The organism is Streptomyces sp. NPDC002054, from assembly GCF_040296685.1.
In the GTDB taxonomy this organism is placed as follows: Bacteria; Actinomycetota; Actinomycetes; order Streptomycetales; family Streptomycetaceae; genus Streptomyces.
In genome coordinates this window covers 41,782-64,649 of record NZ_JBEOXT010000036.1, presented here as the reverse complement: position 1 = coordinate 64,649, position 22,868 = coordinate 41,782, and the positions used below count along the sequence as shown (strand labels likewise).

The window sequence follows — 22,868 nt, the reverse complement described above, 5'->3', positions numbered from 1 at the left end:
GCCTTGAAAACGGCCGTTGCTGCTCTTCGCCTCGCTTTGTTGTTGCTTGAACGGTGTGGGGAAGGTGGGGATCGGCGAGCATGCGCCGGGCCCCGCCGACCGTAAGGCCGGCGGGGCCCTGTGATCACGAACCTCAGCTGGTGGTCAATTGATCAGCCCGTACTTCGAACTCGATGTCTCCTTCAAGAGATTCGAGTCCCCATGGGGTGACGGAGATCGTGACTGTGTTCGCTGTGGCATCGGTGGTCAGGACGTCGCAGAGGACGCCGACTACGACGGGATAAGGGGAGTCGGGGGTCAGGTCGTCGCCGGTGAAGACAGGCCACTGTCGATGAAGGCCCACTGTTGCTGGTGGGCGTCGGTGAAGCGGACTTCGACCAAGCCGGGCTGGGGTTCATCATCGACCCATCGGACCGCTTCACAACGCAGGAAAGCCATGGGCAGAGCCTGCCACCACAGCGTGCGGTCGGCAGCCCGATTACCGGGTGCCGACCCATCGGCCTTGCTGTCACGGAGCCCTGCGGAGGGGAACGACATCGGGAAGGCCGGCGGGAATCGAGGGCCGGGCGGCTTCCGGCCGGAGCGAAATCCTGTGGCAGCAGCGCTCGCCCCGCAGCAGCTGATCGAGCGGGTCGTGGGCCTCGACGAGGCGGCAGCGTTGCTGCCTGGCTTCGACCGGGCCTCCCCCGCCGGGATGACGATGATCGATCCGCTCCACGGCTGAATCCACGGCGGACGCGGCCGGGGCGGCGGGCGTGGCGTCAGGATTTGTGCGGGTTGTCGGGTAATGATGGCGCAGTGCGACTTGATCACGTGTCCTATGCGGTGGCCCGCGACAGCTTCGTCTCGACCGTCCAGTGGATCGGATCGGCCCTCGGCGCCGGGTTCGTCGACGGGGGCGTGCACCCACGATTCGGCACCCGCAATTTTATTCTCCCGCTGAGCGGCGGCACCTTCGTCGAGGTCGTCACCACACTCGACCACCCCGCCGCCGACCGCGCACCCTTCGGCCAGGCGGTCGCGCGCCGCGCCGCCGAGGGCGGCGGCTGGCTCGGTTGGGTGGTCGCCGTCGACGACATCGCCCCGGTCGAGGCCCGCCTCGGCCGCACCTCGGCCGAGGGCCACCGTGTCCGCCCCGACGGGTTCGACCTGAGGTGGAAGCAGATCGGCCTGCTGGAACTACTGGAGGACCCGCAACTGCCCTACTTCCTTCAGTGGTTGGTCCCCATCGAGGAGCGCCCGAGCGCCGACCCGCGCACCTCCACCACCATCCAGGGGGTCTCCATCGCCGGCGACGCCGCCTCCATCGCCGATTTCCTCGGCGAACCGGCCGACCACCCCCTCGACCAGATCGACGTCACCTGGGTCGAGGATGAGGAGCCGGGCCTGGTCTCGGTCGAGTTCGCCACCGCCCACGGCCCGGTCACGATCTGACCAGGGCCCGACTGCCCCGCGGGAGCAGCCGGCTGGGGTCTCCTGGCTAGCGCGTGCCTCTTTGATGGGTTGGTCAGTTGATCGGATGTGTCTGCCCGATTAGTGATCACTGATGCGATGTGGGGCCGGATCGAGCCGCTGATGCCGGCCGATCCGGTCCGTGGACGGCGCTGGGCTGATCACCGCCGAACGCTCGAGGCCATCGCGTGGAAGTACCGCACCAACTCGCCCTGGCGGAACGGACCTGCCCGACGAGCTCGGCCCATTCCAGACCGCCCACAAAAACGGCTGATCAGATGGGCCGTCGCCGGAACCTGGCAGAACATCCTGACCGCAGTGCTGGCGGGCCGCGGACGCCGATGACGACATCGGCTGGACCATCTCGGTCGACTCCACCGTCGTCCGCGCCCACCAGCATTCCGCCGGAGCACGCAAAGAGGGGCCGAAGGCCGCAGCGGGGCCGCCGGATGGCCGGGGCGGACCCAGCCCGGACGCGCGCCGGGCGCCGCCCCGCCGAGGCCAGCCGTACCCCCCGCACCGCACCTCCCGGTACGGCATGCGCCCGGGGTGGGGGCCGCGGATACGGCGCAGCTATGTCGAAGTTTGAGTGGCTCGGGGAGCGTTCTGGCCGGTGAGGAACGTCTGGACAACGGGCAAGGTGAGATCCGTTCGCAGGAACGCGTCGAAATGCCCGCAGTCGGGCAGCTCCACGAGGGTGGCGCTGCGCATTCGGGCGGCGGTCTGCCGAATCGCAGGTAGCTGGCGGTCGCGATCTCCTGCGATCAGGAGCAGCGGGACGGGTGAGGAGGCGAGCGCATCCAGGACGCTCCCGCGGTTGTCCAGGGCGAGGGTCAATGCCGCCAGGGCATTCGGATCGGCGGCTTGCATCACGGTGCACATCCATCCCGGAAGCGGTCCCTGACGCTCCAGCCTCTCGATGAACGGTGCGGTGCCCTGAGTGCGGAACGCCTCGGCTTCCTGCTCGACCTCGGCCGGATCGACGACGGCGACCGGGCCGGCGTGGGCACCGCCCGCGACGAGCGTGGTCAGCCGCTCAGGGTAACCGGCCAGCAGATGCAGGCCGATGATGCCGCCCATCGAGGCTCCCCACATGGCCGCCCGGTCGATGTCGAGCGCGTCGAGAACGGCGAGGACGTCATCGACCTGACGGCTGATCGCGTAGCTGCCCGCGTCGTGGGGCGCGTCGCTGTCGCCGTGCCCACGGGCGTCGATCAAGACGAGGCGAAAGCCGTCGGCGAGGGCGTCGACGTGACCAGCGGAGTGCCAGGTGGTGCGGTCTCCGAAGAAGCCATGCAGCAGCACCAGCGGATCTCCGCATCCCACGGTCTCGAACGCGATCGTCACTCCGTCACTGCTGGTGATCCGCATGTTCCGAGCCTGGAGGAAGACTGCCCGAGCCTGCAAGGTGATGTGCCGGGCGCCGCCCCGGCCGCCTCGGTGGCACAACGTCATTCCGCCGCTGTTGGTAGCGCCGCCGGCTCGATCGCGCCCCGCCGGACAGGGGCAACGCCCGGGGCCTCATGCGGGCCCCGGCGTTCCCTGGCCCCGACTCCTGATTCTGGCCCACAGTGCGGACGACCGGGTGAGGTACACGAGTGGGCCGGCACACACTTCCTGGCACCAGCCGCCGTACGTTCATGTTGAGTTCGCCTTGTCCGGCCGGCTGCCGCCGAAGTGTCGGGCCGACTTGGCTTCCTGGGCCAGGCGGCGGAGGGCCAGCAGGGCGGGTTCGAGGAGGATCGAAATCAGAACGGCCCGTTCGGCTTGGGCCAGTACGTCGCGCTCCCCGCGCATCTGCTGCACGTCCAGGTCGGCGATGCTGTCGGCGAGCCGGGCGTAAGGCAGCAGGCCGCGCCAGTCGATGTCCGCGCCCAGGTCGGCGAGTGCGGCCAGGACCTCTGCCAGGGTGTGCGCGGCCGGGTTGCCCTGGGAGACGTCCCACTCCATCTCGGCGATCAGCATGCGTGCGTCGGCCAGGCCCGCCGACTCCGGCTCCGGCTCATTCGGGGAGTGTTCTGTGCTGGCGTCCTCTTCCATCTTGGTCGGACGTACGCCCAGCACTATCCCGAAGACCTGGTGCAGATCCTCTTGTTCGGCGGTGATCGCGTCCAGGATCTCCTTCGTCGCGCTGGTCGACAGGCCGCGCGTCCCGATCAGGGTGCGGATGAACCGGAGCCGGTGCACGTGGTCTTCGCCGTAGTCGGCCTGGTTGGACGCGGTGGCCCGCCCCGGGGGGAGCAGCCCTTCGCGCAAGTAGTACTTGATCAGCGGCACTTGTACGCCGGTGCGTCGACTGAGCTCGGAGACCTTCATCTACTCACTTCCTCGGCAACGGATAACGGATAGCGCTATTGTCCATTCTGTTGCGGTGCCCATCCGCTCAACCTCCTGGAAGAGGCCCTTCGCCGTGCCCACATTAGGCTGGATCATTCCGCACCCCGCACCCCGCGCCGTTACAGGCGCCGGTCCTCGTCATGGCGTCCCGTTTTGAACTGCGGTCCCGCAACGACGTCCCCTGCTTTCTGATGCTCTCCATGTGCTCCTGGCGCCAGGCGAAGACCACGCTGGGCGCCTACGGCGCCTCGCTGATCCCGCAACCCCTGCGGCGGGCCTTCTACACCCTCTCCGCTTGGCAGGACCGCGGCGCACTCTCCACGTACGCCGACACCGGCCCGTCTGACGCCCGACACCGCGCGGCCCACGCCCCCGAAAGTCTCCGAGTGGCCGGCACGGCCGCACCCGAACGCCGCTCCCAGGCTGGACGTCACCAGGGGGCCGCTCTTCAGCCGGGGAATCATCGCCGGCGGTGCACAACATCAGCCCGGATCACCGGTCCCCGCACCCGGCAGCTCGTCGAGGCCGGCGGCCCGGCCGGCCCTGACGGCTTCTTCGCGTCTGCCCGCCGGGCGTACCGCGCGGGCCTGTTCTTCACAGCGGCCTGAACACGACCGACCTACCGAAAGGATTCTCCTCTCATGTTCGGCACACTCATGCTCATCGCCGTTCCCACCGTGCTGTTCCGGCTGCTCGGCGCGTTCGGCATCGGACGGTTCGCGACCTGGCGGGTGTCCGTCCTGCACGGCCTCGCGGTCATGCTGGTGTTCACGGCGAGCGCGCACTTCGTCCCGTCCGCCCTCGGACCCATGCCCGGCCACCACGACCTGGCCGCGATGGTCCCGCCGTTCGTGCCGTTCCCCCGCCTCGCGGTCTACGCGACGGGCGTCCTGGAACTCCTCGGCGCCGCCGGACTCGTCCGGGAGACCACCCGGCCGACGGCCGGGCTCGGCCTCGCAGTGCTGTTCGTCCTGTTGCTCCCGGCCAACATCCACGCGGCCGTCGAGCAGATCCCGTTCAACGGGGAGCCGGCGACACCGCTGTGGTTCAGGATTCCCGAGCAGGTGATCTTCATCGGCGTTGCACTGTGGGCCTACATCCCGGCGCGTGCCGCTGCAGCCCGCCGGGCCGACGGGGTGCCTGCTTAAAGTCGTAGCGGGCACGTGCCGGACGAGCAGCGCGGCCAGGTCCCGGCCGAGGCAGTCACTCGTGGCTGGCGCACCGGCCAGCGACGTCTTTACCCTCGGTGCAGTACTGGCTTACGCCGCTACCGGAGTCGGCCCGTTCGGCACCAGCACCGGCACCGGCACCGGCACCGGCACCCCGGACGCGCTCTCCTTCCGCGCCTTACACGAACAGCCCAACGGACATCGGACGGCAGTCCCTCGGATCGCGGCGTACCGCCCAGTTGCCGGCGTATCTGCCGTCCCAAGGCGCCGGAACGCCCGGGGACGGGTCGAGGGCAAGGCAGCTGAGACAGCGGCTACTCGGCTTTCTCAGTCGATCTGAGTAAACCCGCGGGGTTTCCTCAGCGACGGCCCAGCAGCTCGGCGATCCGCATGAACCCGTCAGCGCCGTGGCCCTGTCCGATGGCCCGGCGGGCCAGACCTTCCGCCGCCCGCATCACGCCCGCATCGATGCCGTGGGCCTCGGAGGTGTGGACGATGTGGGCCATGGACGAGGCCGCTGAGGTGAGAGGGTTGTCCTCGCCGGAGAAGCTTCCGTCGTCCACGTCCTCCGCGAGCCCTTCGAAGATGGGCGGGAGTATGTCGCCGATGCCCTTGGCGAACGGCGCCAGCTGTCGCGCGGTGATCCCTTCCGCTCGCGCCACCGCCAAGGCGTGGGCATAGCCCGCCATGGCGGTCCAGAAGATGTCGAGCAGCGCGATGTCGTACGCCGCCGCCCGGCCGATCTCCTCGCCGAGGTGGGTATGGGTACCGCCCAACGCCTGCAGGACGGACTGGTGCTCGTGGTAGAGATCTTCTGGGCCGCTGTGGATGAACACTCCGGCCGGAGTGCCAATGGTCGTGATCGGCGTCATGATCGCACCGTCCAGGTAGCGGACGCCGTGCTCCGCCGCCCACGCTGCGGTGTCCCGGGCTCGGTCCGGCGCGTCTGCGGTCAGGTTGACCACCGTACGCCCCTTGAGCGCGTCGGTGACCGCCTCGCGCCGCAGAATGGTGTCCACCGCGTCGTAGTTCACCACGCAGATCACGGTCAGCCCGCTTGAGGCAACGGCCTCCTCAGCCGACGGGGCGCTGACCGCGCCCCGCGCGACCAACTCCCGGTCCCGGCCCGGCGTCCGGTTCCAGACCGTGGTGCGCAGGCCGGCATCCAGGAACGCGCCCGCCAGGGATCGGCCCATCGGCCCCAAGCCGAGGACGGTGACGGCAGACTGTTCGGTGTGTAGGGACATGGTTCAACTCCGTTGTAATATCGACAAAATGTAATGAATGGGGTGAAGATGACGCGCAGTCGTGCCCAGGACCCGAATGTCTGTGGGGTAACCGCCGCGATCGCTGTGATCGACGGAAAGTGGAAGACGGCTCTGCTCTGGCTGCTGGAATCCGGTCCGCACCGCCCGGGCGAGCTGCGCCGGCGGCTGCCAGGCCTCAGCGAGAAGGTGCTGACTCAGGCGCTCCGCGATATGGAGACCGACGGACTGGTGCACCGGGAGGTGCACGACGTACTTCCGCTGAAGACCATGTATTCCTTGACCGCGTTCGGTCGAGAACTCTCCGAGGCCTTAGCTCCCCTCTCCGACTGGGGCCACCGCCGCTTGGAGAAGCTCACCGACGCCCAGTCAGCCTCCTGACGTATCGCACAGCCACACCCACCCCACGTCTCACCCGGATCTGGCGGCCCTCCGACCGCCCTTCACCAGGATCGGTCCATCGCCGACCGCCGCCAAGTACCCACAAAAAAGTGGCTACGGGCTCGGATCGGCGCCGACTGGTCGGCCGCGCTGGGATGACTCTGCCGCTGCTTCCCGGGCCCTGCGTTAGTGGCCAGTTCAGATTCACACCGGGTAGTCGTCGACGGGCCAACGGCTGGGCGTAGCGCTCTGGCGGAGGCGCGTCGCCTCGGCTCGTGCCCTGCCCATCGGCACGGAAGCGATGACATGGCTCACCTGCTGCTGCTCGGCTCCCTGGCGTCCGCTCTGTACATCCTCAACCTGCCCGTCGACGACGCGATGGTCACCGACCTCGCCACTGCCGCAGCAGCAGGAATCACCGCAATGGCCGACCGGCACCACAGCCACCCCGGCGGAGCCGCCGAGCCGCGCTGACAGGGCTGCGCGGCGCCGCCTGCTGCCCTGGTCCGACGTCACCTCCGTGGTGATGGCGGTCTTGTCGAGGAGTCGGCTATTCGGGAAGGCTCGGGGTCACGCGACCGCGACGAAGACGAGGGCGAACGGCGCCGCTCTCCTGACACGGAGAGTGACACGCCAATTGGCCGGACGTGGGGAATTCGCGCTGGCCGCTGTCAGCCGTGGTTCGGAGCGCTCGTTCTCGTGGCAACCGCCCGTTGAACTCAGCTTTGACCGTTCGCACTTCGCATCGTCGGCGAGAGCGAGCTTCCGCTGCGAGGCGTCCGACCAGGGCGGCATACGGGGCCCGCTCCCCGCCGGACGGCCGGTCCAGGACCGGACCCCGCCCCGGCCCCGCCGCGAAGTCCAAGGCGAAGGCGCGGCCGAGCACCCGTACCCCGACACCGCACCGCCCGGTCCGACCGGCACCCAGGTCCGGCGCCGCGGACATGGCGCAGCTGTGCCGCGCAGCGCACGGCATCACCACCCCCGCCATCCCGCCCCGTGCCACCAGACCTACTGTGGCTGAGCGCTGCAGTTGGCCCTCATCCAGCCGACGCTTCGGCGGTGACCTCAAGGTGGTACGTCGTGTCGACCCAGAAGCCGTTGGCGGCCGACGCCTCGATCTGCAGCACGTACTGGCCGGGCGCCAGCGGTGCGACGCCGGCCCAGACCCCCCAGGTGAACCGACGGGTCAACCACCTGGTGCGGAACTGTGCCGAGAATTCCTGCAGCGGGAGCGGAAGGCCATTGAGGGCGGCCGTCGCCTCAACCACGCGCATGGTCTGCGGGGTCTTCGAGTAGAACCGGTTGTGCTGCATGTTGAGCACGGGGAAGAAGAGGGGGCGGTCCGACGGCACCGCACAGCGCCGCACGACGCGTCCACCGTATGTGCCGGCAAGGAACCAGAGGTCGTCCGGTTGGTTCCAGCCGGCGTGTTCGCCTGTCTTGTCCCTGACTGGGCTGCGGTCCTCTGGCGCGGACATGGCCCATCGCCACCACCGCCCCGAGAGCGTTCCGCCCTCCACGTCACCCAGCTTCCACTCGCCGTTGACCGATCCCGCACTACTCACAACGCCCCCCTGTTTGCCCCCTGACCTGGGCTTGTTCGAACGTGCAGACATTACCTTGCACGGCATCCAACTCGAGAAGGCGGAGCAGGGAAGGCTCCGGCTGAGGTGGCGTTGGAGCCCGTCGCTAGGCTCCGGTGCCATGACCAGTGATCTCGGGTTCACCTGCTCGAGCTGCGGGGCTCACCACCCCGAGCTGCCGATGAACTACACGGCCCACGCCCCCGCCGTGTGGGATTCGGCGTTCGCCGATGCCGACGACTGCCTGCTCTCGTCGGACCAGTGCGTGATCCGTGCGCAGCACTACTTCGTCAAGGGCCTGATCGAAATACCGATCATCGGCAGCGACCAGATGTTTTCCTGGGGTGTCTGGGTCTCACTCAGCCGCGAGAACTTCTCCCGGGCAGCAGACCTGTGGGACAGGCCCGGCCGCGAGTCCGAAAAGCCTTACTTCGGCTGGCTCACCACCGACCTGCCGGTCTACTCGACCACGACCCTCAACCTGAAGACGCATGTCCACACCCGCCCGGCCGGTGAGCGCCCTTACGTCGAGCTCGAGCCCACCGACCATCCCCTCGCCGTCGAACAGCGCACGGGGATCCCCCTGGACCGCGTGCGGGAGATCGCGGCGGCCGTGCTCCACTCCGGCAGCAGCGAGGAGCAGTGATGGCCGGTGCCTCCGTGTCGCCCTTGGCGAGCGGCGTGATCGGCCAGGCCCCCTAGTTGTGGGCTGAGTCCAGGAGCCGGTCGAACGACTCCTTCTCGAAGAGCCAGTCGTACAGGACACCCTTGATCTGAGTGCCGTTGATGGCGACCGTGGGCGTGCCAGGGCCGCGTGGGTCGTCGCCGCCGGCTGCCTCGTACGTCTTCTCCGATGCGGTGACGAAGTCCTTGTACTTCATCGTCGCCACGGCGGAGTCGAAGGTCTCGCTCCGCAGCCCCTCGACCTGGCCGGCGAGTTCCAGCAGGGAGGTTGTGGTGTAACCGCCTGCGAGTTCGTTCTCGGCCATGTTCTCGAACAGCACGGTGTGGTACTCGGTGAACTTTCCCGCGTCCAGCGCCGCGCGAAGGGCGTTGACCGCCCTCTTCGATCCGTCGCCGCCTGCGCGGTCGTCCCTGAAGGACGCGAAGGTGTACTCGGTCTTGGCCTCGCGGCGCAGCGTCATCTCACGTAGCGCCGGGGCGCCGGTCGCCTCGAACTCCTCGACGACCGGACAGCGTGGGTCCTCGTACAGCCGGACCGTAGTTGCCGCGGCCGGGTCGCCCACCACGATCGTCGTGCCGTCCGCGGCCAGTTTCTCCGGCAGCTCCTCGACACCTGCGTAGGCCGCCGGCAGAGGTGTGCCAGCGGCTCTGTCATCCGTGGGCTGCGTCTTCGGTGCGCAGCCTGCCATCATGAGCACAGCGATTCCGGCCGCGGTGGTGGCGGCCAGCCCTCTTACGTTTCTCACCTGCGGATTTCCTCCCCTGGACTGCGCAGACTCCAGGCGCTCCGGGTCACGCATCGCACAGCGATTTTTCGGCCGCTGGGCCACGGCCTTTTGTGGTCGGCGGGCGGAGCCCTTTCCTCCTCCTGGGTACACCGGCGCGCTTTCCAACGCTTGGGAACAGCCACAGATGCTCTCGACTGGCCGGCACGTCCCGGACACTGCCTTCGGTGGGCAGGCCGCGGCAGAGGTTTTGGAAGCGGCTTCTGGGCCGGGGTCGGCGGGAGGGGTGATGCCGGGTGAGAGCTGTTCGCTGAGCCGATGATGTTCGTTCCGGCTGCCGTCAGCACGTGCTGGACGCGGGTTCTGGCCATGCCGCGGTAGCGGCAGAAGCGCGCGTTGAAGCCTCTGGTTGCCCCTGCCCGCCAGCCGTCGACCCGCCGGGGCGCTGGCTAGATACGCCCAGCGCCGGGGCATCTCCTTCCCAGCCGGCCTCCGGCCGGCGACGGAGCGGAGCTATTGAGACCGAATCGGCCACCGCCTCCCGCACCGACAACCCACCCTCTCAGCGACAGTCGTGCCGTCAGAGAGGGGCGGACGGAGGCGGGATGCGGGCCAGGAGTTCGTGGGCGGCCCGGATCAGGTGTGCGTTGATCTCCTCCGGGGACGTCTGCGGTCCGGTGTGGTCCCAGCGCGCCAGCACCAGGTCGACCATGGGTGCCAACTCCTCGGACTCCCCGTAGGCCGCGGCCACCTCGTTGACGATGAGCAAGTCGCCCTCGTCGGGGTCGAGCCATCCGCCGACGATCTCGGCGGCCCACCAGCGGGCGAGCGCCAGTCGGCCTTCCCAGTAGCCCTCGGGTGGGTGGAAGCCGAACCCGAGCTCGTCCGCTACCTGGCCGAACAGCTCCTTGGCCTCGCCCTTCTCACTTCGCAGCAGCCCCGCGAGGAGCGGCAGCGACGGTGTGTCCACGCCGGCCATCAGGGCGCGGAGTGCGGCCTGGATCAAAAGGCCCGTGTCACCGCGCTGACCGTCGACCACCTGTGGGCGGTCTCCCGCAGTTCCCGCACCGCCTCGGCCGTCGTTTCGGGGCCTCCGTGCGTTGTCATCGCGGCATGCTGCCACGACCCGCCGACGACCGGCCAGCGGGTATCACGCGCTCGGGTCCGAAGCCGAGCACGACATCCCGGGCGGAGTACTCCGTAGGACTTGAAGCCCACCTCCGCCGTGCCCACCGGGGACAACCACCCGAGGCGGACCACTTGGTCGGTAAAGTCGGTACGGCCCGAGGCGGACCCGCCGCCTTCGGGCAACGGATCCGACGGCAGCGGCCCGCCGCAGGAACTAGCCCTCATCCGCGTCGTCAGGCACCCAGCGCAGCACATCGCCGGGTTGGCAGTCGAGCGTGCGGCAGATCGCGTCGAGTGTGGTGAACCGGACCGCCTTCGCCCGGCCGTTCTTCAGTACCGCGATGTTGGCGGGACTGATTCCGACGGCGGCGGCGAACTCGCCGACCGACAGCTTGCGTTTGGCGAGTTGCACGTCGAGGTCGACGATGATGGCCATCAGACCACCTCGGCAAGTTCACTCTTCATGTTGGTCGCCTTGCGCAGCAGACTGCGCATGATCACGATGAGCATGACCAGGCAAGCCCCGATGCCGGTGGTCGCGGTTGCGGCGGCCAAGGCGCTGATGAGCTCCATCCCGTCCTCAGGGGACGGGATGTTGGCCAGCATCAGGTGGCAGGTGACAGTGAGAGTCAGCAGTGTCGCCGCGATGGTGGAGCCGATGATGGTGTCGACCCACCGGAAGGCTGCCGGCGAGAAGATCCCATCACGTTCGACCATGGTGAGCAGCCTCCACGCCGCAGCGAGGACGACCTGGACGCAGGCGACCCCTGCGATGGCAACAACCGTGTAGGGCAGGGCGTACGGGGCATACGGCGGGAAGCGGTCGACCTCGTCGGCTGCCGTGGTGGGGATGATGACGAACTGACCGAATAGGCCGAAGAGGATCGCTGTGGCAATGCCACCGCGAAGCACGGCGATGAAGAGACGATGCATGCATCGATAATCGATCGATGCCGATCGATAGTCAATGGATCCTTGTCGATTGTCGGTAAGAAACGGCCTGGTTGGCGCTGTCCACCAGGCGCTCCAAGGGCCGATTCGCGCAACGGATCACGCGGAGTGTGCCACTGACGTTTGATTGGCGTGGATCACTGCTCTTGTCCCAGCGCGGCGGAGTCGGGCCGGTCTCAGTCGACCCGAACCGTCGACTCGGCCAAGTAACGGCTGGCTGAGGCGAGTTCAGCTGCGTGGGAGGATGTAGGCCCATGACGGACAACAGCCGGCCTTGGGCGAGCATCGGGCTTCACCAGGACCAGATCGTTCAATGTGAGGTCACCGGACACCGCGGGCGCTTCGGTGTAGAGGTCTCCATCGTCAGGCCCGGCAGTACCGCCGGCGCCGGATTCGGGCCCGCGCTCGGCCCACCCCTCACCCGATCTGGTCAGGTGCGTCCCACCACCAAGCCGGTTCAGCTGTCCAGCGGGTGGGGGTTCGCCAGGATGCGTTCGGCGAGACCGCTCCGTACGGACACCGCCGCGGAACTCTCAGGCTTACGGGCGGCCTGCTCGCGGAAGCAGGTCAGGAACTCGTCCGCGAGGCCCTCGCGGGGGTACCGGGCCAGGACCTCCGCCCGGAACCCGGCCGTGAAGTCGTTCGCATTGCGTCCCGAGATGTCCACGCCGGTGGACCGCTCCAGCAGATGCCCTTCCGGGTCCTCCCGCACGTCCACCGAGTCCCACATGTGCCGCACGATGACCTCGGACAGCCGCTTTCGGCGCTCCACCGGCCACCCCGCCCCGGCGCCGAACACCCAGGCCACGTGCCCGCCAGCCACGTCGAAAGCCACGGTGTGGCTGTCGAACTCCGGGACCAGGCCGATGTCGTGGAGCAGCGCGGCCACGTACAGCAGCTCGGCGTCGTGCTCGATGCCCCGGTCCGCGGCGTACGCGGAGGCCCACACATAGGACCGCGCTGAGTGGTTCAGCAGGGCCGGAGTGCAGTAGGCGGTGGCGACTTCGAGGGCGGCGGCACAGGCGGCGGTGTCGGGGGCGGCGGGTACGGTCAGCGCTTCGGGGGACGTGTGGCGAGTCATGGTGCCGAGTATGCCGACCACCCCTGGTCAATGCCCGCCCCGCTAGTAACAGCTCATGCGCGAACCGTCGGGCGCCGCCTCGGCGGACCATGAGAACCAGGTCCGGGCGTCCACGGCGCGCAGGGCCCCCGGGTCCGGCTTCACCCCGTAGATTTCGTGGAGCATTTCGGGTGAGTCGAAGGCGAGAGTCATGCTCGGCCGGTCGGCGGATTCGAAGCAGAAGACAGCGAACCGGCCGTCGGGCCCCATGTCCAGGTCGTGCACCGGGCGCCATCCCGCCGCCGGCGCTTCCCGGCCGTAGTACTCCAGTACCTCCTCCTTCGTCCCGCTGTACGCGTACAGCCGCTGCGCGGAGAGCCAAGCGCCCGCGGTGTCATCGATGCAGGAGGACCCGGCCCACGGACCGCCGCCGACGGGCACGGCCCCTTGCGGACGAAGCGCCAGCGCGGGCAGCTTGTCGAGCTCGGCCACGGCCGGCTCGGTTCCCTCACAGGTCTCGAACTGGGGCAGGAGGGAACATCCGCTCAGGCTGGTCCCGACGAGCAGAGCCGCCAACAGCACCCGCACGGCAAGCATGTTCATGGCGAGATTATGGCCCTTGCACGGAAGCCGCGGAGCCGCGGAGCCGACGGTCGGCTCGTCCGCCGATGGCGCCAACCGCCCTCCCCCTCGGTGACACGTACATCCTTCCGGGCCGCCCGTGAGTCACAGCTCCCGACATCCGCAGGCGTCAAGCCTTCGCAGGGGAACGGGGATCTGTTGATAAGCGCAAGCACCTCCAAGGCCGGCAGACGACGCATGGCCGCCGCCATTGTCGTCGCCGCGGCCCTGGGTACCGCGGTTCCGCCGACCGTCGCAGCCGGCTCCGTGGCCGCCGCCGAGAACCCGGCGCCGCTCGCCGAGCACGTCATCCCCGCTCGGAAAACCCCTGACCTGGGAACGCGGGCTCATCTTGCGACGCAGTCCGGCTACCTGATGCAGGGAGCCACTGAGAAGACGTTCGTCTGGCGTGCGTACGGGAGCACCGAAGCCACCGAATTCGTCGCGCCGTACGGCAAGACCCCGTTCGAGGCGGGTCCACACACCATCGCCCTGACCAAGTGGGACCTCGGGGGCGACGACGTGCTCTTCCGCGATATGCGGGACGGCTCGACCAGGACCGTCACGCTCCCGGATTCCCACTCGCTGCGGGCGGTGGTGGGCAACGCACTGCTCACGGAGGGCGGAGTCGAGAGCCCGGGCTGGCACTGGCTGACCCTGGAGGACGGCAGACTGGTCGACCGGCTGATCGCCGGGGTCCCGGCCAGTTCGTATGTGGACAGCAGCAGTGCCGCGGGCGCCCTGCTGCTGTCCTGGGCCGACGGCGAGAGACGCACCTGGCTGGCCCCCGGCGAGAACGCCCGACCTGCCCCGGTCGCAACCAAGGTCATGGGCGACTGGCTCGTCAGAAGCTCCGTTTCGTCCTCGCACGAGGTGAACGTGAAGGCCTGGGACACCAAGGGGTCTCTGGCCGAGCCCGACGGAAAGTCCTCGACATGGCAATCCGGGTCGAACCCCGACACGCACTTGCACGTGGCCGGCGTGGTGGCGGGTGAGCTGCTGGTAAACGAGTTCGGAGGACTGTTCGCTCACCCCTTGGACGGCGGGCCGGCCCGGAAGCTCCTGGACAGGGCGAGTTCGTGGCAGTTCCCGGTCGTCGGTGACCGCATGGTCGTCAGCGGCGGGGGCACGGGGCTGGAGCAGGCCGTCTACACCGCCGAGCGCGGCCAGGACGGCAAGGCTGTAGCGGTGCCGCAGCTGGACATTCCGCCGCTGAACGTGCCGTTCCTGAAAATGAGCATGGAGAACGGACGCCTGCACACCGTCGACTACGCCCCCGACAGGCAGCCCTGGCTCGTCGAGTACGCCATGCCCGCCACCGGCGCACCACAGGCCGGTACGTGGCGCGACCACCCGGAGGGCGAACTCGACTCCGCCCTCGACCACTGCAGCGACGACCACTGCTTCCCGGTGGTCGGCACGGGCGAGGGCAGCGCGGTGATGGCGACCAACATCTCGCTCGAGCAGTTCACCCGGGACCGGAAGCTGAGGATGGGCTGGGCCGAGACCAGGCCCCATTCCCTCCAGGCGTCCGGCCGCTTCGCGGCCTACCTGCTGGGGTCGGGGTCGGATCCTCGTCCCGTGGAGGTCGTCGACCTGGACCAGCAGAAGCGCGTCCGGTCCGTTCCGGTACCCGACGGCGTCTTCTCGCTGTCCGGGTACTGGCTGTGGCGGGAGAAGTCCAACGGCACCGTGGAAGCGGTGGATGTGCGGTCCGGCTCCGTGGTGCGTACGGACACGGTCGCGAACTGCGACATCAAAGCCCTCGAGGCGTGGGGCAGCTCCGTGTACTGGAAGTGTGACGCGGAGGCGGGCGTCTACGACACCGCGTCGCAGGCGAAGGTGCCGCTCCCGGCGCACAACGACGCGCGGCTGGGCGATGGCTTCGTCGTATGGGAGAAGGATGGCGTCCTGAAGTCCACCGACCTGCGTGGAACCACGGGAACGCGGGAGATCGGAAAGCCGGTCAACGCACATGCCGGCCGGGGCTGGACGGTGGACAAGCAGTCCGGCCGGATCGCCTATGCCGATGCCGGTTACGCGCTGCACGTGGTCGATGCCGGTGTGCCGAACGGGAACCTGGCAGCCGTCGATGGGGAGACCCCGACGGCGTTCGACGCCGCGGGTGGGACGAAGTCCTGGTCGGGGGCCTGGTTCCTGAACAGGACGGCTTCGTCGTGGACGCTGACCATCCGGGCGAAGGCCGGCGGCGCGGTGGTCCGTACGATCACCGGCGGTGAGGCGCGGGGTGTGGTCCGTACCGGCTGGGATGGCAAGAACGCGCAAGGCCGGCTGGTCGTGAACGGGGCGTACGAGTGGACGCTGACGGGTAAGCCGGCCGGCGGGGCCGGGCCGGAGCTCAAGTCCACCGGCACGGTGCAGCTCACCGGCGGCAGTGCGGCGCAGCGCGACCTTGCCGGGAAGGACGGGTTCGGGGATCTGGTGACCCTGGATGCGGCCGGGGCGCTGACCTTCCATGGCGGTGATGGCAAGGGCGGGCTGGGCGGGGCGAAGGTGTCCGGTGGCGGGTGGCCGACGACGTCGGCGGTCGTGCCGTTCGGGGACATGAACGGCGACCGGTGCAACGACGTCCTGGTGCGGAACTCGGCCGGCACGCTGCGGCTGTACCAGCCTGCGTGTGGTGCGGCGGTGCCTGCGTCGATGGGCTCGAAGTGGCTGGGTACGGGCTTCAACGCGTACGACGTGCTGACCTCGGCCGGTGACGTGACCGGTGACGGGCGGGCGGACATGGTGGCGCGGGAGGCGGCCACCGGGGACCTGTACCTCTTCGCGCAGGACGCGGGGGCGGTGTTCAAGCCGCGGGTGAAGGTCTCGGCGGGCTGGAAGGAGTACAAGCAGGTCGTCGGAGCCGGTGACCTCAACGGCGACGGCCACGGGGATCTGCTGGCCGTGGACGCGGCGAACACGCTGTGGCGGTTCGACGGGGCCGGGAATGGGACGTTCAAGGCGCGGGTGCAGGTGAACGGCGCGGGCTGGGCCAACGGCCGGGTGCAGTTCATCGGGGTCGGGGACATCAGCGGTGATGGGAAGGCCGACATCGTGTCCCGGAACGCGGCCGGTGAGCTGCTGCGGAACAGCGGTGACGGGAAGGGCGGCCTGCTGGCCACCACGAAGATCGCCACCGGGTTCGGCGGCTCCATGGGCATCTTCTAGGCGGCCGACGGCAGTTGCCGAAACAGTCGAAGCAGTGACGGGCCCGTACCGCATCCCGTGCGGTACGGGCCCGTGGCGTTCCTAAACCAGGAGGAAGCGGAAAGTTGTATATCACTTTCTTGATCGCTTACATCCCTGGGCGTTCCGCATGAGTCAGACCCTGCGGGGCAGCACGCTGCACACGTGCGCTCGCCCCTCATGAGCCTGATTCCAGGGGGAACCTTGCTGCGCAGAACTTCCGTGGCCATCGCCGTCGTGGCGACCTTCGCCACCGCCATACCGCTGACGACTGCCGCCACCGTGGTCGCCGCCGAAGTGCCGGCCGCGCCCACTGCGTCCGCCGCCGCCGCCGAGTACGTCATCCCCGCCCGGACGGAGGCGGACTACTCCTGGGCCCCGGTCCTCGCCGCCTCGTCGGGCTATGTGCTGAAGGGACAGACGCCCGGCAGCCTCGTCTGGCGAACGTACGGGCAGACCGCGGGCACCCCGCTGGTCGTGCCGGCCGGCACCACCATGACCGAGGCCGGTCCGAACTCCCTCGCGTTCGTGAAGACGGCGACGGGCTCCGCTCCGGCGGCCGTAACCTTCCGCGACATGCGCAACGGCGCCGACTCGGTGCTCACCCTGCCGGCCGGCCACACCTTCCAGGCGGTCGTCGGAGACGCCGTACTCAGCGCCACCGCCGAGACCGGCGGCACGCTGATGCACTGGCTCAGCCTGGAGAACGGCCAGGTCAAGGACCGCCCGATCTCGGTGCTGCCGCCGGGCGGGGCCTCCCTGGTCAGCCACAGCGGTTCCGGGGCCGTACTCGGCGCCGGCGGCGACTACTTCTTCGTCACCCCTGCGGGCAAGGTCCGCGTCGCGCGGAAGGGCTTGCTGCGCGGCGATGCCCTCATCGAGGTGGGTTCGAACCAGGACCACGACACCGGCGAGACCTTCCCGGTCTACACGATCTGGGACACCCGCGGATCCCTGGACCCCAAGGACGGGCACTTCACCACCGGGACCGTCCACGGCATCGTCGGGAACGAGCTGATCAACAATAGATACGCGGTCCCCCTGAAGAGCTCGACGAGCCGGGACCTGTTCGAGGGCTGGCCCAACTGGAGCCACGCGCTGCCCGGTGACCGGATCGTCGTCGCCGGCACGGCCCTCGGGGGCGGCCAGGGGATCCACCTCGTCGAGAAGGGCCCCGACGGCAAGGCCGTGGTCACCAAGCTGCTCGACGCTCCGCAGGTGCCGCGGAAGGTCAGCGGCATGGCGATGGACAACGGGCGCCTGTTCACGGCCCATTTCGGAACCAAGGAGGAGTACGGGTCGATCGGCCAGTACCTGATGCCGTCCACGGGGCAGCCGCGGGCCGCCACCTGGGTCCCCGGGACGTGGCGCGTCGACTGGGCCGACAGCAGTCAGTGCTCCGCGACCGGCTGCCTGCCCATGGCCGGCACCGGAGACGGCGGGGTGGTCTTCGCCGACCGGAGCGCCCACTTCGCCAGGGCGGGCCAGGACTACCTCTACCCGGCCAACCCGGGCTACCCGTCCACCACCCTCCAGGAGGGCACCACGCAGGTGTCCGGCCGTCACATCGCCTACCTGAAGGAGAGGCAGACCCAGCCCACGGCGGAGGTGTACGACCTCGACACGCGGCGGACGTTCCCGACCATCGCCGCACCCGGCGGGACGTTCGCGCTGTCCGGGTACTGGCTGTGGCGGGAGAAGTCCGCGGGCCTGTTGGAGGCCGTGAACGTCCGCACCGGTGCGGTGGTCCGCACGGAGCAGGTCGCGGACTGCGACATCAAGGCGCTGGACGCCTGGGGCACGTCGGTCTACTGGAAGTGCGACGCCAAGGCCGGGGTGTACGACACCTCGGCCAAGAAGAACGTGGTCGCGCTCCCGGCGCACCGGACGGCACGGACCGGGCTGGGCTTCGTGGCCTGGGAGCAGGACGGGGTCGTGAAGTCCACCGATCTGCAGGGGACCACCGGTACCCGCACGATCGGCAAGCCGGCCCATGCCGGCTACGCCCAGGGCTGGACGGTCGACCGGTACTCCGGGCGGATCGCCTACCGCGACGCCGGACACAACATCCACGTGGTCGATGCGGGCATCGCGGCGAAGCCCAACCTGTCCGCCATCGACCGGGCCACCGCCACGGTCCAGAACCGCACGCTCGACGGCGAGTGGGAGCCCGCCTGGTTCCTGAACAAGCCTGCCTCCTCCTGGGTCCTCACCATCCGCTCCCGGGCCACCGGCCTGGTGGTCAAGGAGTTCGGCGGGTCCGACGCACGTGGGGCGGTCCGCGCGAAGTGGCTGGTCCGCAACGAGCAGAACGGCCTCTACGACTGGACGCTGACGGCGAAGCCCGCCGATGGCCAGGGCCCCGAGCTGAAGCAGACCGGCTCGGTGGCGATCACCACCAGCCGGCCGGGTGACCGCGACTACCTGGAGTACGACAGCCTCGGTGACCTGGTGAGCCTGGACGCCCAGGGCGGGCTGTCCTTCCACGCGGCCGACGGCAACGGCGGTTTCGGCGGCGCGAAGGTCACCGGAGCGGGCTGGCCGACGGACGCCACCTTCATCCCGGCCGGCCAGCTGGACAACAACCACTGCAACGACATGTTCGTGCGGCTGGCCTCCGGCGAGCTCAAGGCGTACTACCAGTGGTGCGGCCAGGCGATGACCCCCGGCCCGGAGAACTATCAGATCTCGCTCGGCACGGGCTGGAACGTGTACGACGCACTGATCGCGACCGGCGGCGGCAAGGACCTCCTCACCCGCGAGAAGACCACCGGCGACCTCTACCTGCACCGCTGGACCGGCAAGGGCTTCGGGCCGAAGACGAAGGTCTCCGGCGGCTGGAAGGAGTACAAGCAGCTGGTCGGGGCCGGTGACCTGAACGGGGACGGTCAGGGCGACCTGCTCGCCGTGGATGCCGCGAACACGCTGTGGCGGTTCGACGGCCTGGCCGACGGCACGTTCAGGCCCCGGGTCCAGGTCAACGCGGCGGGCTGGGCGAACGGCCGGGTGCAGTTCATCGGTGTCGGCGACATCACCGCTGACGGCAAGGCGGACATCGTCTCCCGGAACGCGGCCGGGGAGCTTCTGCGCAACAGCGGTGACGGCAAGGGCGGGCTGCTCGCCACGACGAAGATCGCAAGCGGTTTCGGCGGCTACAAGGGGATCTACTGATGCACACGAAGCACAGCACGCGGCGGCGGACCGCCATCGCCACCGCCGTGGTGGCCGCGGTCGCCACCGCGATACCGATCGCGATACCGCTCACCTCGGCGGCCGGAGTCGCGGTCGCCGCGGAGAACCCGGCCCCGGCCGCCGAGTACGTGGTCCCGGCCCGGAAGCTGACCGAGCCCCACGCGGCCCCGGTGGCCATGACCGCCGACGGGTTCCTGCGCAAGGGTCCCTCGACCGGCACCTACCTGTGGACGGCCTACGGAAGCGACGAGGCCAAGCCGGTGGGTCCGTTCCCCGGCACACCCCAGCAGGCAGGCGAGCACACGGTCGCTTTCGTGGGACCGAGGGACGGCCGGACGGCCGTCACCTTCCGCGACATGCGGAACGGCTCCTCGTACGAGATGTCCGTGCCCGCAGGCCAGACGTACGTGGCCGTCGCCGGTGACGCCGTCCTCACGAGTGCCTACACCACCGGCGGCCAGGTCGACCTGCGCTGGCTGACCGTGGAGAACGGGCAGCAGGTGGAGCGGTCCGCGGGCCGGGTCACTGGCACGTACATGAACGAGGAGGCACAGGCCGTCACCCGGCACGGTGTGCTGCTCTACACCCACACCGCCGAGTCCGGGAGCCGCTACACCTGGGTGGGCCGTGACGGCGGGATGCACGACGCCGCCCACCTCAGGTCGGCGTGGGCCGCCGGGGACTGGCTGGTGACCTCCGAGCGGACCGACGACACCCTCGTCCGGTGGTTCAAGGTGTGGGACACCAAGGGCTCTGTGGCCCCGGAGGCCGCGAAGCAGTTCAACGAGGCGTACCTGCACTCCGGCGGCAACCTCGGCGGCATCGTCGGCAGCGACGCCGTACAGCTGGGTGCCGACGGCAAGCTGTACGCGCTGCCGCTGGACGGCGGTGCGCCCCGGGTGCTGGTCGACAGGGCGACCTCGGTCAAGGGCGCACCCGGCGGAACGGTCGTGGCCGGCGGCCCGCTGTCCGGCAACGACCTGGCCGTGTACGGGGTGCGGGCGGGCGAGGACGGGCGGGCCACCGTCCTCCGGAGCTCCCTGCCGGAGACCACGCAGCAGATCATCCGGATCGCGATGGACAACGGCCGGGTCCACACCATCGACCGGTACCCGCTGGAACAGCCGACGCTCAGCCAGTACGTGATGGCTCCCGGCGGGGCCCCCGCGGCGGGCACGTGGCAGTCCCGCGGGGCCGCCTTCCAGTCGTACTTCCCGGGTGGCTGCGGAACCGCGTACTGCCCCGAGCTGCTGCCCACCGGAGACGGCGGACTGGTGGCCGAAGCCGCTTCGGGCAACTTCGCACGCATGACCACGGAGCACACCTCCCCCTATGACGTCGGCAGGCTCTCCAAGGTCCGGGGCAGCGTCCAGACGTCCGGGCAGTACGTGGCCTGGACCAGTCTCGACCGGACCTCCGTCCAGACCTACCACCTGTCCGAGTGGAAGCTGGGAACGGCCCCGATTCCGGCGGCCGACGGGGTGTTCGCACTGTCCGGGTCCTGGGTGTGGCGGGAGAAGTCCACGGGTGTGCTGGAGGCCGTGGACGTGCGGACCGGCTCGGTGGTCCGCACCGAGGCGATCACTGCCACCTGTGACATCACCTCGCTTCAGGCGTGGGCGAGTTCCGTCTACTGGAAGTGCGCCGCGGATTCGGGCGTGTACGACACGGCGACGAAGCTGACCACGCCGATGCCCGCGCACAACAGTGCCCGGCTCGGCAACGGCTTCATCGCCTGGGAGAAGGACGGCATCCTCAACTCCACCGCACTGCGCGGGACGTCGGGCGCCCGCCAGATCGGCAAGCCGGTGAACGTGCGTCCCGGTGAGGGCTGGACGGTCGACAAGCAGTCCGGCCGGATCGGCTATGTGGACGCCTCGCAGGCGGTGCACGTGGTCGATGCCGGGGTTCCGGCGGCCCCCCTCTCCTCGTACGACCGGATCGTCGAGACGCCCTGGGGCACCTACTGGGGGCCGCGCTGGTGGCTGAACCAGCCGGCCGCCTCGTGGACCCTCACCCTCACCCGCAAGACCGGCGGCACGGTGGTCCGGACCTTCAAGGGCGGTGAGGCGCGCGGTGACATCCGCCTGTCGTGGGACGGCAAGGACGAGGCGGGCAGGCTCGTGCCCATCGGCGAGTACGTGTGGACGCTGACGGCCAAGCCCGCTGCCGAGGGGGCCGCCGATCTGAAGGCGACGGGCTCGTTCGGCTACGCCGCCGGGGCCGAGCAGCGGCGTGACTTCGCCGGCCTGGACGGCTTCGGTGACCTGGTCACCCTGGATGCCCAGGGCGCGCTGACCTTCCACCAGGGCGACGGCAAGGGCGGTTTCGGCGGACCGAAGGTGACCGGTGCCGGCTGGCCGACGACCTCGACCGTGGTCCCGTTCGGCGACCTCGACGGCGGACGGTGCAACGACCTGCTGGTGAGGAACTCGGCGGGCACGCTCCGCTCGTACCAGCCGAAGTGCGGGACGGCCCTGACGCCGTCGACCGGCTCGAAGTGGCTCGGCACCGGCTTCAACGCGTACGACGTGCTGACCTCGGCCGGGGATGTGACCGGCGACGGCCGCCCCGACCTGCTGGGCCGGCAGGCCGCCACCGGCGACCTGTACCTGTTCGCGCACGACGGCAAGGGCGGGCTCAAGCCGGGCCTGAAGGTGTCCGGCGGCTGGAAGGCGTACAAGCAGCTGCTCGGCGCGGGCGACCTGAACGGCGACGGCCACGGTGACCTGCTGGCGGTGGACGCGGCGAACACGCTGTGGCGGTTCGACGGGGCCGGGAGCGGCACGTTCAAGGCCGGTGTCCAGGTGAACGCGGCGGGCTGGGCGGCCGGCCGGGTCCAGCTGATCGGCGTCGGCGACATCTCCGGCGACGGCAAGGCCGACATCGTGTCCCGCAACGCGGCCGGCGAGCTGCTGCGCAACAACGGCGACGGCAAGGGCGGCCTCCAGGCCACCGTGAAGATCGCCACCGGTTTCGGCGGCTACCAGGGGATCTACTGATCAGTACCTGAGCCGACCTTACGAGCCGCAGGGGCCGCTTTCGCCGAACGGTTGCCGCAACCGTTCGGCGAACGCGCCCGCCCACGCCGTGGGCATCGTGGCTTGCGTGGCTTGCGTGGTGGC

At 69.5% G+C, this 22,868-nt stretch carries 22 protein-coding genes; 11 read left to right on the top strand and 11 right to left on the bottom strand.

Annotated elements, in window-relative coordinates; all coding sequences use genetic code 11:
* Window positions 1-297: 297 nt before the first annotated feature.
* Window positions 298-438: a hypothetical protein gene (locus ABT123_RS29025; RefSeq protein WP_351320002.1), complete on the bottom strand. Its 141-nt coding sequence runs from the start codon at window positions 436-438 to the stop codon at window positions 298-300.
* A 154-nt stretch (window positions 439-592) separates the two neighbouring features.
* Here ABT123_RS29025 and ABT123_RS29020 point away from each other — a divergent pair, with 154 nt between their 5' ends.
* The 3 genes from ABT123_RS29020 (at window position 593) to ABT123_RS29010 (ending at window position 1,797) form a co-directional block, all read left to right on the top strand.
* On the top strand, window positions 593-724 hold the full coding sequence (locus ABT123_RS29020; protein ID WP_351320000.1) for a hypothetical protein: 132 nt from the start codon (window positions 593-595) through the stop codon (window positions 722-724).
* A 74-nt stretch (window positions 725-798) separates the two neighbouring features.
* On the top strand, window positions 799-1,434 hold the full coding sequence (locus tag ABT123_RS29015; RefSeq protein ID WP_351319998.1) for a VOC family protein: 636 nt from the start codon (window positions 799-801) through the stop codon (window positions 1,432-1,434).
* A 117-nt stretch (window positions 1,435-1,551) separates the two neighbouring features.
* On the top strand, window positions 1,552-1,797 hold the full coding sequence (locus ABT123_RS29010) for a transposase (protein ID WP_351320068.1): 246 nt from the start codon (window positions 1,552-1,554) through the stop codon (window positions 1,795-1,797).
* A 228-nt stretch (window positions 1,798-2,025) separates the two neighbouring features.
* On the opposite strand, the gene ABT123_RS29005 is transcribed toward ABT123_RS29010, so the two are convergent.
* Together ABT123_RS29005 and ABT123_RS29000 are read right to left on the bottom strand one after the other, a co-directional pair.
* Entirely contained in the window at window positions 2,026-2,823 is a 798-nt protein-coding gene (locus tag ABT123_RS29005) for an alpha/beta fold hydrolase (RefSeq protein WP_351319996.1), read from the bottom strand.
* Window positions 2,824-3,090: 267 nt separating this feature from the next.
* Window positions 3,091-3,768: a MerR family transcriptional regulator gene (locus tag ABT123_RS29000; protein ID WP_351319994.1), complete on the bottom strand. Its 678-nt coding sequence runs from the start codon at window positions 3,766-3,768 to the stop codon at window positions 3,091-3,093.
* A 161-nt stretch (window positions 3,769-3,929) separates the two neighbouring features.
* On the opposite strand from ABT123_RS29000, the gene ABT123_RS28995 reads away from it, so the two are divergent.
* Complete coding sequence (locus tag ABT123_RS28995; RefSeq protein ID WP_351319992.1) at window positions 3,930-4,397, top strand: hypothetical protein; 468 nt, start codon at window positions 3,930-3,932, stop codon at window positions 4,395-4,397.
* A 33-nt stretch (window positions 4,398-4,430) separates the two neighbouring features.
* A complete protein-coding gene (locus tag ABT123_RS28990) occupies window positions 4,431-4,937 on the top strand; it encodes a DoxX family protein (protein ID WP_351319990.1) in 507 nt (168 codons plus the stop codon).
* Between the two features lie 380 nt (window positions 4,938-5,317).
* Here the strand turns inward: ABT123_RS28990 and ABT123_RS28985 are convergent, their stop codons facing one another.
* The gene (locus ABT123_RS28985) at window positions 5,318-6,205 is read right to left on the bottom strand and encodes an NAD(P)-dependent oxidoreductase (protein ID WP_351319988.1); all 888 of its coding nucleotides are present in this window, start codon (window positions 6,203-6,205) and stop codon (window positions 5,318-5,320) included.
* 48 nt (window positions 6,206-6,253) lie between these two features.
* Between ABT123_RS28985 and ABT123_RS28980 the strand changes: the two genes are divergently transcribed.
* Complete coding sequence (locus tag ABT123_RS28980; RefSeq protein ID WP_351319986.1) at window positions 6,254-6,604, top strand: winged helix-turn-helix transcriptional regulator; 351 nt, start codon at window positions 6,254-6,256, stop codon at window positions 6,602-6,604.
* A 306-nt stretch (window positions 6,605-6,910) separates the two neighbouring features.
* The gene (locus ABT123_RS28975; protein WP_351319985.1) at window positions 6,911-7,078 is read left to right on the top strand and encodes a hypothetical protein; all 168 of its coding nucleotides are present in this window, start codon (window positions 6,911-6,913) and stop codon (window positions 7,076-7,078) included.
* Between the two features lie 566 nt (window positions 7,079-7,644).
* Here ABT123_RS28975 and ABT123_RS28970 read toward each other — a convergent pair.
* On the bottom strand, window positions 7,645-8,085 hold the full coding sequence (locus tag ABT123_RS28970; RefSeq protein ID WP_351319983.1) for a hypothetical protein: 441 nt from the start codon (window positions 8,083-8,085) through the stop codon (window positions 7,645-7,647).
* A 286-nt stretch (window positions 8,086-8,371) separates the two neighbouring features.
* Here ABT123_RS28970 and ABT123_RS28965 point away from each other — a divergent pair, with 286 nt between their 5' ends.
* The gene (locus tag ABT123_RS28965) at window positions 8,372-8,836 is read left to right on the top strand and encodes a DUF2199 domain-containing protein (protein ID WP_351320066.1); all 465 of its coding nucleotides are present in this window, start codon (window positions 8,372-8,374) and stop codon (window positions 8,834-8,836) included.
* Between the two features lie 52 nt (window positions 8,837-8,888).
* On the opposite strand, the gene ABT123_RS28960 is transcribed toward ABT123_RS28965, so the two are convergent.
* The 6 genes from ABT123_RS28960 to ABT123_RS28935 all read right to left on the bottom strand — a co-directional run bounded on the left by ABT123_RS28960 (window position 8,889) and on the right by ABT123_RS28935 (window position 13,341).
* Entirely contained in the window at window positions 8,889-9,620 is a 732-nt protein-coding gene (locus ABT123_RS28960; protein ID WP_351319981.1) for a DsbA family protein, read from the bottom strand.
* Window positions 9,621-10,179: 559 nt separating this feature from the next.
* Window positions 10,180-10,638, bottom strand: a complete 459-nt coding sequence (locus ABT123_RS28955; RefSeq protein WP_351319979.1) for a hypothetical protein — start codon at window positions 10,636-10,638, stop codon at window positions 10,180-10,182.
* A gap of 303 nt (window positions 10,639-10,941) precedes the next feature.
* The gene (locus tag ABT123_RS28950; RefSeq protein ID WP_351319977.1) at window positions 10,942-11,163 is read right to left on the bottom strand and encodes a helix-turn-helix domain-containing protein; all 222 of its coding nucleotides are present in this window, start codon (window positions 11,161-11,163) and stop codon (window positions 10,942-10,944) included.
* Entirely contained in the window at window positions 11,163-11,660 is a 498-nt protein-coding gene (locus ABT123_RS28945; RefSeq protein WP_351319975.1) for a DUF2975 domain-containing protein, read from the bottom strand. The genes ABT123_RS28950 and ABT123_RS28945 overlap by 1 nt, the downstream gene beginning before the upstream one ends.
* 475 nt (window positions 11,661-12,135) lie before the next feature.
* The gene (locus tag ABT123_RS28940; RefSeq protein ID WP_351319974.1) at window positions 12,136-12,759 is read right to left on the bottom strand and encodes an HD domain-containing protein; all 624 of its coding nucleotides are present in this window, start codon (window positions 12,757-12,759) and stop codon (window positions 12,136-12,138) included.
* Window positions 12,760-12,801: 42 nt separating this feature from the next.
* Window positions 12,802-13,341, bottom strand: coding sequence for a hypothetical protein (locus ABT123_RS28935; protein ID WP_351319972.1), 540 nt, complete (start codon window positions 13,339-13,341; stop codon window positions 12,802-12,804).
* A gap of 216 nt (window positions 13,342-13,557) precedes the next feature.
* Here ABT123_RS28935 and ABT123_RS28930 point away from each other — a divergent pair, with 216 nt between their 5' ends.
* The 3 genes from ABT123_RS28930 (at window position 13,558) to ABT123_RS28920 (ending at window position 22,745) form a co-directional block, all read left to right on the top strand.
* Complete coding sequence (locus ABT123_RS28930; protein ID WP_351319970.1) at window positions 13,558-16,533, top strand: FG-GAP-like repeat-containing protein; 2,976 nt, start codon at window positions 13,558-13,560, stop codon at window positions 16,531-16,533.
* Between the two features lie 222 nt (window positions 16,534-16,755).
* Window positions 16,756-19,722 (top strand): FG-GAP repeat domain-containing protein, encoded by a 2,967-nt coding sequence (locus ABT123_RS28925; protein WP_351319968.1) that lies wholly within the window; start codon window positions 16,756-16,758, stop codon window positions 19,720-19,722.
* On the top strand, window positions 19,722-22,745 hold the full coding sequence (locus tag ABT123_RS28920; protein WP_351319966.1) for an FG-GAP-like repeat-containing protein: 3,024 nt from the start codon (window positions 19,722-19,724) through the stop codon (window positions 22,743-22,745). The genes ABT123_RS28925 and ABT123_RS28920 overlap by 1 nt, the downstream gene beginning before the upstream one ends.
* Window positions 22,746-22,868: the final 123 nt, after the last annotated feature.